Below are 12,532 nucleotides of genomic sequence, written 5' to 3' on the forward strand. Positions count from 1 at the left end.
CGATCCCGGCGCTTCACTGACCGCGTGATCCCGATTGGCACACCTGGCCGAAGAACGCCCGGGGTATACGCGAGCTTCACACCAGGCAAGGCGGCTAAGCGTGTCCTAAGGTTGGCGGACTATGGTTTGAATCTGGATCGTACGAACCAGCGTTCCTGCAGGAATAGACCTGCGGTCATGTTTTTTAGATCGCTGGGGCGCTGAGCGTCGGTCGCCGTCACCTGCTCCGACGCGACCGCATGGAGGGACCGATGCCGAAGCCAGCCCGTCAGCATGTACTGCGCAATTCGGCCATTGCGCTTGCTTTCGCTGCCTTGCCCTGCACACTGCAAGCCGCCGAAGGCGGAGTGGCGACAATCGGGCAAGCTGCCACGCCCGAAAAGAGCCCGCCGGGTGACATTCCGGATAGCCAGATCTTCGTCACCTACCGGTCTCCCGCAGGCTTTTCGCTCCAGGTCCCCGAAGGCTGGGCGCGCAAGGAACGCCACGACGGCGCGAGGTTTGTGGATAAGTACAACATCGTCGAGATTAGCGTTGCGCCAGCTGCGAGCGCGCCCACGGCATCGTCGGTTACCGGGCGCGAAGCCGCTGAACTCGCCAGGACCGGTCATGCAGTCAGGATCGGTGCAATCAGAAACGTATCGCTGCACGCCGGACCGGCCGTGCTCATTACCTACACGTCCGATTCGGAACCGAACCCCGTTACGAACAAGCGACTCCGTCTTGAGAATCACCGGTATTTGATCTATCGCGGCGGCACACTCGCTACGATAGATCTCTCCTCGCCTCTGGGAGCCGACAATGCCGATCAATGGAACCTCATCGTTCAATCGTTCCAGTGGCATTGATGAGCCTCAGCTCGAAGCGTTCGAACTCTACCGCTTCTATCACCGGGGCGACGACGAGACCGCAGCGCTCAGGGGCATCTCACTGCAACTGTGCGCAGGCGAACTCGTCGCTTTGCTGGGGCCTTCCGGCAGCGGCAAGTCGACGCTTCTCGCGTGTCTTGCGGGACTGGAGGAACCGGACGGCGGCCACGTCGATGTGATGGGCCAACGCCTCTCACGCAGACCCGAAGCGGTGCGTGCGGGCTTGCGGGCACGACACATCGGCATGCTGATGCAGTCGGGAAACCTGTTCGAGCACCTCACCGTCGAGGGCAACATGAGCTTGCAGATGTCGCTGGCCGGCAGGAAGGATCGAGGCAAACTCGACGCGCTGCTTGAAGTGACTGGCCTCGCCGGACGACGCGGCGCGCATCCGTCGCAGTTGTCTGGCGGCGAAGCGGCGCGCGCCGGACTCGCGGTGGCGCTCTCCGCCGAGCCCAAGGTGCTCCTTGCGGACGAACCGACCGCCGAAGTGGATGCGGCAACCGAAACCGTGATCCTCGATCATCTGGTCGAGCGATGTCACGGCAACCGGGACATGGCGCTGATCGCAACGCATAGCAAGGCTTTGGCCTCGCGTGCGGACCGTGTGCTCCTGATTCGCGATGGAAGGCTCGTCGATGCGTGATGCACTCATCGAAGCCCAGTCGCTCAGCCGCATCTACCGGCACGGCGAGACGCAGGTCGTGGCGCTCGCCTCAGCCAGCTTCGTCCTCGAACGCGGCGCTCGCATCGCGCTGGCGGGCCGGTCGGGGAGCGGCAAGACAACCTTGCTGCATCTGATGGCAGCACTCGATACGCCGACGAGTGGCGTGATCGCCTGGCCCGCGCTGGGTTCGCCAGATACGCTCCGCCCCGCAAAAATCTCGCTTGTGTTCCAGACACCGAGCCTGCTGGAACCGTTGACCGTGAGCGAAAACGTTGCGCTGCCGCTCCTGATGGCCGATACAGCGGATTCCGGCGCCTGCGCGGACAGTGTCGAACGCACCGTGGCCGACGCGCTTGCCACATTCGGTCTCGAGGCGCTTGCGCAGAAAATGCCGGAGGAACTCTCGGGCGGGCAGATGCAGCGCGTTGCTGTGGCGCGTGCGTCGGTCGGACGGCCGCTCATCATTCTCGCCGACGAACCCACGGGCCAGCTCGATCAGGCTACCGGTCAGGCGTTGCTCGACGCACTGATCGCGCATCTCGCAGACACGTCGACGGCGCTTGTCATCGCTACGCATGATCCGGCTGTTTCAGAACGGATGAACACGATCTGGCACATGGAGCGCGGCGTGCTCACCGGCGCCGGATCGACGGATAACCGAACATGATCGGTCTATGGTTCGCCGGACTCGTCAGGGCGCGCAGGGGCAGGCTCGCGGGCATGGCGGCGGGCGTCGCGGTGACGGTCGCGCTGATCGCATCGCTTGGCGCCTTCATCGCGCAGAGTGTCGCTTCGATGACACTGCGGGCCGCCGCGAGCCTGCCCGTCGACTGGCAGGTGCAACTGGAGTCCGCGACGACTGACGCGCTTTCGGTCCTGCAAACGGCGGCAGCCATCGAAAAGGCCGCGCGCGTCACCAGACAGCAACCTGTCGGCTATGCCGATGTCGATGGTTTCGAAGCCACCACAGGAGACACCGTACAGACAACCGGAAAGGGTAAAGTGCTCGGCCTCTCCCACTCGTACTTCCGGGACTTTCCGGGTCAGGTCCGGTTGCTGCTGGGTAATCTGGATGGCGTTCTGGTTGCGCAGCAAACGGCCGCGAACCTGCACGTGAGCATTGGCGATACCGTGAGCATTCGTCGTCCGGCCCGGGCTCCGGCCGATGTACTGATCACCGGCATCGTCGATTTGCCCAACGCCGACGCGATGTTTCAGACGATCGGTGCTGCGCCCGGCGCAGTACCGCAAGCGCCCCCGGACAATGTGCTTCTGCTTCCGATCGGCGCGTGGCACCGCCTGTTCGACGCAGAAGCCACGGCCCGACCGCATGCGGTACGCATGCAGCTTCACGTCGGACTCGCGCACGACGGCCTTCCGGGCGATCCCGAAGCTGCCCAGGCCCAGGTGCAGGGCGCCGCGAAGAACCTCAAGACGCGCATCGCGGGCAGTGCGCCCGTCGCGGACAATCTTGCTGCGCGGCTCGACGGCGTACGCAGCGACGCGCTTTACGCAAAAGTCCTGTTCCTGTTTCTGGGCACACCCGGCGCGCTCCTGGGCGCGTTACTGACGATTGCCGTCGTTGCGTCAGGTTCCGGACGGCGACGGCGAGATCAGGCGCTGCTACGGATCCGTGGCGCATCGCGCGGCCAGATCATGAAGCTGGCAGCCGTCGAGGCGATGTGCGTCGGCGTCGGCGGGACGCTTGCTGGACTGATTCTCGCTGCACTGTTGTCGCGTCTGTTTCCCGATGCCGGTTATTTCGGGGCGTCGTCGATGGTCTGGATTGCCTGCGCGGCCATAGCGGGCATCGTGCTGGCGAATGCCGCGATTCTCGTGACAGCCTGGATCGATGCGAGTACGACGTCCGTCACGAGTGCCCGCCGGATGACGGGTTCCATCCGACCGCGCCTCTGGCAGCGGGTCTACCTCGACCTCGTGCTTCTCGCACTGTCGGCCATCATTTTCTGGCGGACATGGAGCACGGGGTATCAGGTTGTGCTGGCACCCGAAGGAACGCCGTCATCGTCAATCGACTACGTCGCCTTTCTCGCGCCCGCAATGGCCTGGGCAGGATCCGGTCTGCTGACCATCCGGCTGGGTCTCGCGGGATTGCGGCGTGGCCGCGGCACGCTCGCCGTATGGTTTCGTCCGCTGGCGCACTCGCTCGCCGGCGTGGCCGTCGCAGCAATGAGCCGGCAACGCAATCGAATGACGCAGGGCATCGCGCTGGTCGCATTGGCGTTCGCATTTGCGACGTCTACGGCTGTATTCAACGCAACCTACAACGCGCAGGCGCGGGTGGACGCGGAACTCACGAACGGCGCGGACGTGACGGTGACCGGGACTTCGCAGGCGCCCGCGTCAGCCAGATTCGACGAAATTGCGGCGTTGCGCGGAGTCAGCGCGGCCCAACGAATGCAACACCGCTTCGCCTATGTGGGCACAGACCTGCAAGACCTGTATGGCATCGACGCCCGCCACATCGGAGAGGCGACGCGCATGGCAGACGCCTTTTTCGAAGGCGGCGATGCGCAACGATCGCTCGACGCGCTTCTCCAGCATCCGAACGGCATCCTCGTGTCCGAAGAGACCGTGAAGGACTATCAATTGCACCCGGGCGACGAGATCAATCTTCGACTTCAGAACGCGGGCGATCGTCAATATCACGTAGTGCCGTTTCGTTTTGTTGGCGTCGTGCGCGAATTCCCGACCGCGCCGCGCGACTCGTTCCTTGTCGCGAACGCCGGCTACGTCGCACAGCAAACCGGCACGAGCGCGGCGGAAATCGTTTTGCTGAAGACAACCGCGCCGCCAGAGCAGGTCGCCGCGGCAGCGCGAGCGGTGGTCGCGCCACTCGGCGCCGTCAAGGTCAGCGACATCGGGCAGGTCCAGCATATGATCAGTTCGAGCTTGACGGCCGTCGATCTGCGTGGCCTGACGCAACTCGAACTCGGTGCGGCGGCGCTGATGGTCGCAGGCGCAACGGGACTCATCATTGCATTAGGCTTCGCCGACCGGCGGCGCACGTTCGCGATTCTGTCTGCGCTCGGTGCCAGGCCGCGTCAGCTCGGTGCGTTTTTGTGGAGCGAGGCACTCATGCTCCTGGTCGGCGGGGCGGCCATCGGAACGCTGACTGGCTTTGCACTGGCATGGATGCTGGTCAAGCTGCTGACCGGTGTGTTCGATCCTCCACCCGAGCACCTCAGTGTGCCTTGGGTCTTTCTTGCTTTCCTGCTCGGCGTGGCAGCGCTGTCGGTTGTGATTGCCGTGATCGCCGCATTTCGCGAGACGCGCGTGCCCGCTGTCCAGCGCATGCGCGAGCTGTGACACGAGCGACGCATGGACGCTCGCGACCGGCAAAAGCAGGTTGACGGCACCCCTGAGCGGCCACTTTCAGGCACGATTTACGCAAGGCCGTATGAAAACGCATGCCGAACGCAGCGCCTGGAAATATCGGCCCTTCAGATCGCGCCATTCGAAAGTCTTTTTTTGTTCTACGCTATAAGCGCGACCTGCAGCGCGTCCCGATGTTTGTCCCGCATCACGTCTATTGATGAGGGCCTCTGGATCCGCTGCGCCCGCAGAGTGTCCTCCCGCGCGATACGGTTCAACGAGCCGGAGGTTGATCCCGAGTCAAACCAATCACCTGACTAAACACCCAGGCAGCCGGGGGCCGTCGCTCCGACAGCGGCACTGGTACCCTGGTGCACCCGCTCTATGGAGAATGATGATGTCGATTCGACTAGGAGAAGAAGCTCCGGATTTCACCGCCGAAACCACCGAAGGGACGATCCGTTTTCACGAATGGATCGGCGACCATTGGGCGATCCTGTTTTCGCATCCGAAGGATTTCACCCCCGTTTGCACCACGGAACTCGGATACATGGCGGGCCTGAAGCCAGAATTCGATAAGCGCAACACGAAAATTATCGGGCTCAGCATCGATCCCGTCAGCGACCACGAGAAGTGGGTCAAGGATATCGAAGAGACGCAGGGCCACGCGGTCAGCTACCCGCTGATTGGCGACCCGGACCTGACGGTCGCGAAGCTCTACGACATGATTCACCCTGAGGCGAGCGGCGGCCCGCGCACCGCGGTGGACAACGCGACCGTACGCTCTGTGTTTCTCATCGGGCCGGACAAGAAAGTCAAAGCCACGCTCGTCTATCCGATGAGCGCCGGCCGCAATTTCGACGAAGTGTTGCGTCTGCTCGATGCGCTGCAGCTCAACGCGAAACACACGGTGGCGACGCCGGTGAACTGGAAACCGGGTGAAGACGTCATCATTCCAACATCCGTTTCCGACGATGCTGCGACGCAAAAATATCCGCAGGGTTTCAAAACCGTGAAGCCTTACCTGCGGTACGTTGCGCAACCGAAGTGAAGCGCTCATTGCCTGGAGCGTCGGGCGCCGGACAGTTCGAAGTCCGGCGCCCGACGTGAGTCCGGGTGCATCCAGGCTAACACCGAAGTTGCACAACAGACCGGCACTTAAGATCCGGCATCAAGTGCGAGGGCCAGCACACGCGCCACATGCAGTGCATCGGCCTGCGCGCCGTCGCGTATCTGATGGCGGCAACTGGTGCCGTCTGCGACGACAAGATCTCCTTGCGCTGCCTGCCGCACGGCGGGCAGGAGCGACAGTTCCGCCATCGCCTTCGACGCCGCGTAGTGCTCCCTCTCGTAACCGAAGCTGCCCGCCATCCCGCAGCAGGACGACTCGATCGTCTTCACATCCAGCCCCGGGATCCAGCTGAGCACCGTCTGCACGGGGCGAAATGCGTCGAACGCCTTTTGATGACAGTGGCCGTGAACCCACGCGCGCGCAGCATCGAGCGCACGCAGCGGAAGGTCTAACCGCCCCGCCGCTTTCTCACGCACGAGAAACTCCTCGAACAGGAAGGCGGACTCCGAGAGCTGACGGGCCTCGTCGCCGTAGCCGTATTGCAGGAATTCGTCACGCATCGACAGCAGACACGAGGGCTCCAGCCCGACCACCGCGACCCCGCGCTCGACGAACGGCATCAGCGTATCCAGGAGACGTCGCGCTTCGTGCTTCGCTTCGTCGACGAGGCCCGCCGCGAGGAACGTGCGTCCACAACATACGGGCCGCTCACCCGCTCGCGTGTTGAAGTGAATGGTATAGCCCGCGGCTTCCAGCACTGTCTGCGCGGCACGGGCGTTCTCCGGCTCCATGTGGTTATTGAAGGTATCGACGAACAGAAGCACTTCCTTTGTAGCGGATGCGCCGGATGCACCAGATGCGCCTGGTCGACGGGTCACCGCATTCGACAGGAAAGAGGTCTGAAAACGCGGCAACGCCCGCTCGGAAGCGAAACCGAGCGCGCGTTTCATCCAGCCGGAAAGCAGGGGAATTTTTTCGGTGGCGGCGATCAGCGCGCCGACGCGTGCGGCATACGGCGCATAGCGTGGCATGAACGCGACCAGCCTCTCGCGCAACGGGGTGCCATGACGCTTCGTCCACGCCGCCCGCGCCTCGATCTTGAACTTCGCCATGTCGACGCCTGTCGGGCAGTCGCGTTTGCAACCCTTGCACGATACGCACAGGTCGAGCGTTTCCTTGACCTCGCGGCCTGCGAGCCCTTCTTCGCCGAGCTGCCCGGAGATCGCGAGGCGCAGGGTGTTGGCGCGTCCCCGCGTGACATGCTGTTCGTCCTTCGACACGCGATAGCTCGGGCACATGGTGCCGGCGTCGAACTTCCGGCAGTGGCCATTGTTGTTGCACATCTCGACGGCTTTGGCGAGACCGCCGCTCAGGTCATCGCCTGTGCCCGGCGCTGTCTCGACGCCAGTAAGCGGATCGCGCTTCACGTTCCATGCGGACCAGTCGAGCGACGGCGTGAACGCCTTCTCGCGATAGCCCGGCGCGAAGCGAAAATTGCGCGCGTCGTCCATCTTTGGAGGACGTACGATCTTGTCCGGATTAAAGCGGTTTTCCGGATCGAAAAGCTGCTTGATCTCGCTGAACGCCTGATTGATGCGCGGCCCGTACTGCCACGCAACCCATTCGCCACGGCACAGCCCGTCACCGTGTTCGCCCGAATACGCGCCCTTGTACTCGCGCACGAGTTCGGCCGCCTGCTCCGCGATCGCACGCATCTTCACGCCGCCGTCGCGACGCATATCCAGAATCGGTCGCACATGTAGCGTGCCGACGCTCGCGTGCGCATACCAGGTGCCTTCGGTGCCGTGCTCGTGGAACATCCCGGTCAGGCGCTCCGTGTATTCGGCAAGATGTTCGAGAGGCACGGCGCAGTCCTCGATGAACGACACCGGCTTGCCGTCGCCCTTCATGCTCATCATGATGTTGAGGCCCGCCTTGCGCACTTCCCACAGCGCCTTCTGTTCGCCTGCATCGGGCATCTTCACGACCGAGCCGGGCAGACCGAGGTCGCTCATCAGTTCATCGAGTTCCGCGAGGCGCTGGAACTGCGTGGCGCCATCGTCGCCGGCGAACTCCACGAGCAGAATCGCCGCGGGCTTGCCGACCAGCGCTTTCTCGATCACCGGCCGAAAGGCAGGATTCGACAGCGACAGTTCAATCATCGTACTGTCGACAAGCTCGACGGCCGTCGGACGCAACCTGACGATGTGTTGCGCAAGGTCCATCGCCTGATAGAACGTCGGGAAGTTCACTACGCCAAGCGCCTTGTGCGCAGGCAACGGCACGAGCTTGAGCGTCAATTGCCGGCTGAATGCGAGCGTGCCCTCCGACCCGACCAGCAGATGCGCAAGGTTGGCCGAACCGTCGTCGGTATAGGCGCGCGGATTCTGACAGTCGAACAGGTCAATGTTGTAGCCGGCCACGCGCCGCAGCACCTTCGGCACGCGCTCCGCGATTTCGCTGCGCTCACGCGTCGCGATGTTACGCACGCCGTCGATGATCCCGTTGAGCCGCATGCCCTGCGCGGGCAGCCTGAGAGACTCGAAGCGCGCTTCGCTGCCATCGGCCAGCACGGCGTCGATCGACACCACGTTATGGACCATGTTGCCGTATTCGATCGAACGCGAACCGCACGAGTTGTTGCCCGCCATGCCGCCGATCGTGCATTGGGCAGCCGTCGAAACGTCCACCGGAAACCAGAGGCCGTGCGGCTTCAGCCATGCGTTCAGGTGATCGAGCACGACACCCGGCTCGACCGTCACGGTACGCGCATCGGCATCGAACCCGACAATGTTGTTCAGCCACTTGCTCGTGTCGACGACGAGCGCCTCGCCCACCGTCTGCCCGCACTGGCTCGTGCCCGCGCCACGCGCGAGGAGCGGAGCGCCCTCGCCTCGTGCGATTTCGAGTGCGGCGCGCAGGTCGTCCTGGTCGCGCGGCACCACAACGCCGATCGGCATGATCTGGTAAATCGACGCGTCCGTCGCGTAGCGTCCGCGGCTCGCGTTGTCGAAGAAGACATCGCCGCGCAGGGCTTCGCGCAGGCGACGGGCGAGCGGCGAGACATGGCGCGCCGCTGACGGCACAAGATGAACCGGTTTGACGAGCAGTCCGGCGCTGGAATGGGTCATTTCGGCAAACCTGTTCGAGACTACGACAACACAAGGTGAACGGCGGGCAGGCCATCGATCTCGCCGCGGGCAACGCCCGCAGCGGACGGGAACACCATGCCGGTGTACGAGCCAGTCGTGACGATCATGTCCGGTGTCACGGCGATCGCGCGATGACACGTGCAGTGATTGACGAGCCACGGCAGCAGGCGCCGCGGATCGCCGGCGGGATTCGCCACCGCCTGCGCGGCGATGTTTGCGTGATCGAAAGTGAATTGCAGCGCGGGCGACACGAATGGAAAGTCCGCGCGATACGCCACTTCTTCGCCGACGATCAGCGCGCCGTGGTTCTGCAGGTCCGCGAGTTGCGCGAGCTTGTCGACATCTGGCCAGGCCGCGTGACGGCTCGCGACGATCTCGACGGCCGCCGCCATCGACTGGATCGCGCCCATCACCTCGTCGTCCGGCCAGGGCTCGTCGCGCGGCTCGAAACTACGGCCGAATCTGAACGCAATTTCGAGTTCCAGACCGAGCGGCGCGTAGTCCCTGCGTGCAACACGCGCCCCGTTCGCGAGACACGCCTCCGCCGGCAGTGGCGCGCCCTGGATCGGGCCGGCAGGCGACTTCGCGCCGACCTTCCAGCCGCCGATCTGCCCGCCGCGCTGCGCGATGATTTCGTGCTGGATCGCATACGCGGCGTTTGCATCGGCGGGAATGCGTTCCGCCGGCAGGTTTTCGAGCACGGTCCGGTCGCTCCACGCCTGAGCGAGACTGCGGCTGATCGCAGAATAGCTGGCCATACCGCTCACACTCCGAGATGCGAAACGGCATGCTCGCGCTGCGTCTCGCCGGTTTCGAATCTGTTTTCGGGCTGCATGCGAAACGCGAGCACCACGCCGACCGCCATCAGCGCCATGCTGCCGACAAACGGCAACTCCCAGTTGCCGAACCGGTCGATGAGGAACCCGGACAGCACCGGCGAGATGATCGCGGCAAGCGCCGAACCCGTGTTCATCATTCCGCTCGCCGTGCCCGAGCATTGCGGGGCAATGTCCATCGGAATGGCCCACATCGGCCCGATCGTCATTTCGGCGAAAAAGAATCCGGCGGAGAGACACGTCATCGAGACATACAGGTTGTGCGTGAACATCAGCGGAACGAGCGACGCCAGCGTGAGCAGCATGCAGACCGAGACCATCCTGCTTCGTGCCCACTTCAGGCTTCGCGTGCGGACGAGGAGCCTGTCGGTCACGATGCCGCCGAGCGTATCGCCCACCACGCCCGCAAAGAACACGGCAGAGGCAAAGAGCGCCGATTTCTTCAGGTCGAGGTGGTAGCTGTGCAGGAAGTACTGCGGAATCCAGCTGAGAAACAGCCAGAGCGTCCAGCCATAGCAGAAGTAGACGATCGTCACCGGCGCCATGCGTTTGAAGAGCGGCATCCAGGGAACACTGGCGACCTTTGGCTTCGGCGAAGGAAGGGTCGCGAGTTCGTCCGCGGTGATGCGTGGATGGTCCTTCGGATGCTCCGTGAAAGTGAGCCACCAGACCGCGACCCAGATCAGGCTGATCGCGCCGCAGATGTAAAACGACTCGCGCCATCCCCAGGTCGCCATCACGAGGACGATCGCACCGGGCGCGACCGCGTTGCCGATGCGTGCAGCGGCATGCGTGATGCCCTGCGCGAAGCCTCGCTTCTCTTTGGCGATCCAGCGCGACATCGCGGCGGTCGTCGCAGGAAACGTCGCGCCCTCGCCGAGTCCTAGCAACACACGCGCTGCCAGCAGCGAAGCAAGGCCGCCCGCAAAGCCGGTCAGCAGCGTGGCAACGGCCCACAGTGCGCCACAGAAGAGAAGCGTTCGTCTCGCGCCGAAGCGGTCGCTCACCCATCCGCCGATCACCTGAAACAGCAGGTACGGATACGCGAACGCCGAGAACACCAGTCCGATCTGCGTGTTCGACAGACTGAATTCCTTGCCGAAACCTGCCGCTGCCGTGCTGACGTTCACGCGGTCAAGGTAGGTGATGAAGTACATGATGCACAGCATGATTAGAACGATGCTTGTCGCACTGGTAATACGAAACCGTTTCATCGTCTGTCTCCGTTGCTTTCGTGTTCCGGCTCGCGTGCCGTGAGCGAAGGCTCATGAATGGCGCGCCGGCGCGGATGGGCTCTGTGCGTGATTCGCGTGATTCGTTCGTGCCCGGCTGGACGTAACGGCCAGGCGGTCACGCGGACAGCCAGGCTGGGTCAGGCCGCGGCCTTGAGCGACGCCGCGCCTTTGGCCTGTGACGTCAGCCAGGCCATCGCGTCCGGCAACCCGCTCGCCGCAAGCGGGACGCCCGCGAGTTGCAGCCCCATCTCGCAACCGGCGAGCGTCGCCATCAGCGTGAGGTCGTTGCAATCGCCAAGGTGTCCGATGCGAAACATGCGTCCTTTCATCTTGCCGAGCCCGGTTCCGAGCGACATGTCGAAGTGCTCGTAGATCACCTTGCGCACGGCATCGGCGTCGATGCCTTCCGGTGTCATCACGCCGGTCAGCACCGGGCTGTACACGGAAGGGTCGTCACACTGGATCTCGAGTCCCCACGCGCGGACCGCGCGCCGGCACGCTTCGGCGAGACGTTTGTGACGTGCGAACACGTTGTCGAGCCCTTCGTCGAGAATCATGTCGAGGGCTTCGGACAGGCCATACAGCAGATTCGTGTTCGGCGTGTACGGCCAGTAGCCGGTCTTGTTCATCTCGATGATTTCGTCCCACGCCCAGAAACTGCGCGGCAGCTTCGCGCTCGCGCTCGCGGCAAGGGCCTTCTGCGATACCGCGTTGAAGCTGATGCCGGGCGGCAGCATCAAACCCTTCTGCGAACCGGACACCGTCACGTCCACGCCCCATTCGTCGTGCCGATAGTCGGCGCTCGCAAGACCCGAGATCGTATCGACGAGAAGAAGCGCGGGGTGACCCGCTGCATCGATGGCCCGGCGCACCGCGGCGATGTCCGATGTCACGCCCGTGGACGTCTCGTTGTGCACGACGCACACCGCCTTGATCGTGTGCTGTGTGTCGGCGCGCAGGCGCGCCTCGATCATGTGCGGCTGCACACCGCGCCGCCATCCCTCGATGCCCGGCAAGCCAAGAAATTCCGGCTTGAGGCTGAGGCTTTCCGCCATCTTTTTCCAGAGGGTGGCGAAATGGCCGGTCTCGAACATCAATACAGCGTCGCCCGGGCTCAGCGTATTGGAGAGTGCAGCTTCCCAGGCGCCTGTGCCTGACGCGGGATAGATCACCACCGGTTGCTGTGTCTTGAAGATCTTCTTGATGCCATCGAGCACCTTCAGACCGAGTGCGCCGAACTCCGGCCCCCGATGATCGATGGTTGGGTAGCTCATCGCGCGCAGGATGCGATCGGGCACCGGACTCGGTCCCGGGATCTGCAGGAAATGTCGGCCAGCAGGATGAAAGTCCAGTTTGATCATTGTG

9 protein-coding genes are annotated in these 12,532 nt (G+C 63.7%); 5 read left to right on the forward strand and 4 right to left on the reverse strand.

Translation table 11 applies throughout. The features are described from left to right. The first annotated feature begins 251 nt into the window (after nucleotides 1-251). The 5 genes from P3T16_RS11515 to P3T16_RS11535 all read left to right on the forward strand — a co-directional run bounded on the left by P3T16_RS11515 (nucleotide 252) and on the right by P3T16_RS11535 (nucleotide 5,923). Nucleotides 252-848 carry a hypothetical protein gene (locus P3T16_RS11515; protein ID WP_429342384.1) on the forward strand — a complete coding sequence of 199 codons (597 nt, stop codon included), beginning with the start codon at nucleotides 252-254 and terminating at the stop codon, nucleotides 846-848. Then, entirely contained in the window at nucleotides 802-1,515 is a 714-nt protein-coding gene (locus tag P3T16_RS11520) for an ABC transporter ATP-binding protein (RefSeq protein ID WP_429342385.1), read from the forward strand. The genes P3T16_RS11515 and P3T16_RS11520 overlap by 47 nt, the downstream gene beginning before the upstream one ends. Next, nucleotides 1,508-2,203: an ABC transporter ATP-binding protein gene (locus tag P3T16_RS11525; RefSeq protein WP_429342386.1), complete on the forward strand. Its 696-nt coding sequence runs from the start codon at nucleotides 1,508-1,510 to the stop codon at nucleotides 2,201-2,203. Before P3T16_RS11520 ends, P3T16_RS11525 begins: the two co-directional genes overlap by 8 nt. Next, complete coding sequence (locus tag P3T16_RS11530) at nucleotides 2,200-4,866, forward strand: FtsX-like permease family protein (RefSeq protein WP_429342387.1); 2,667 nt, start codon at nucleotides 2,200-2,202, stop codon at nucleotides 4,864-4,866. The genes P3T16_RS11525 and P3T16_RS11530 overlap by 4 nt, the downstream gene beginning before the upstream one ends. Nucleotides 4,867-5,269: 403 nt before the next feature. Next, the gene (locus P3T16_RS11535; RefSeq protein WP_429342388.1) at nucleotides 5,270-5,923 is read left to right on the forward strand and encodes a peroxiredoxin; all 654 of its coding nucleotides are present in this window, start codon (nucleotides 5,270-5,272) and stop codon (nucleotides 5,921-5,923) included. Between the two features lie 107 nt (nucleotides 5,924-6,030). Here P3T16_RS11535 and P3T16_RS11540 read toward each other — a convergent pair whose 3' ends face one another. From P3T16_RS11540 to P3T16_RS11555, 4 genes are all read right to left on the reverse strand, one after another. Beyond that, nucleotides 6,031-9,075, reverse strand: coding sequence for an FAD-binding and (Fe-S)-binding domain-containing protein (locus P3T16_RS11540; protein WP_429342389.1), 3,045 nt, complete (start codon nucleotides 9,073-9,075; stop codon nucleotides 6,031-6,033). A gap of 20 nt (nucleotides 9,076-9,095) precedes the next feature. After that, on the reverse strand, nucleotides 9,096-9,854 hold the full coding sequence (locus tag P3T16_RS11545; protein ID WP_429342390.1) for a 2-keto-4-pentenoate hydratase: 759 nt from the start codon (nucleotides 9,852-9,854) through the stop codon (nucleotides 9,096-9,098). A 5-nt stretch (nucleotides 9,855-9,859) separates the two neighbouring features. Beyond that, nucleotides 9,860-11,146, reverse strand: coding sequence for an MFS transporter (locus tag P3T16_RS11550; protein ID WP_429342391.1), 1,287 nt, complete (start codon nucleotides 11,144-11,146; stop codon nucleotides 9,860-9,862). 158 nt (nucleotides 11,147-11,304) lie between these two features. Next, nucleotides 11,305-12,528 (reverse strand): pyridoxal-phosphate-dependent aminotransferase family protein, encoded by a 1,224-nt coding sequence (locus P3T16_RS11555; protein WP_429342392.1) that lies wholly within the window; start codon nucleotides 12,526-12,528, stop codon nucleotides 11,305-11,307. Between the last annotated feature and the right edge of the window lie 4 nt (nucleotides 12,529-12,532).

Origin of the sequence: Paraburkholderia sp. GAS42 (assembly GCF_050436565.1) — a bacterium.
In the GTDB taxonomy this organism is placed as follows: domain Bacteria; phylum Pseudomonadota; class Gammaproteobacteria; order Burkholderiales; family Burkholderiaceae; genus Paraburkholderia.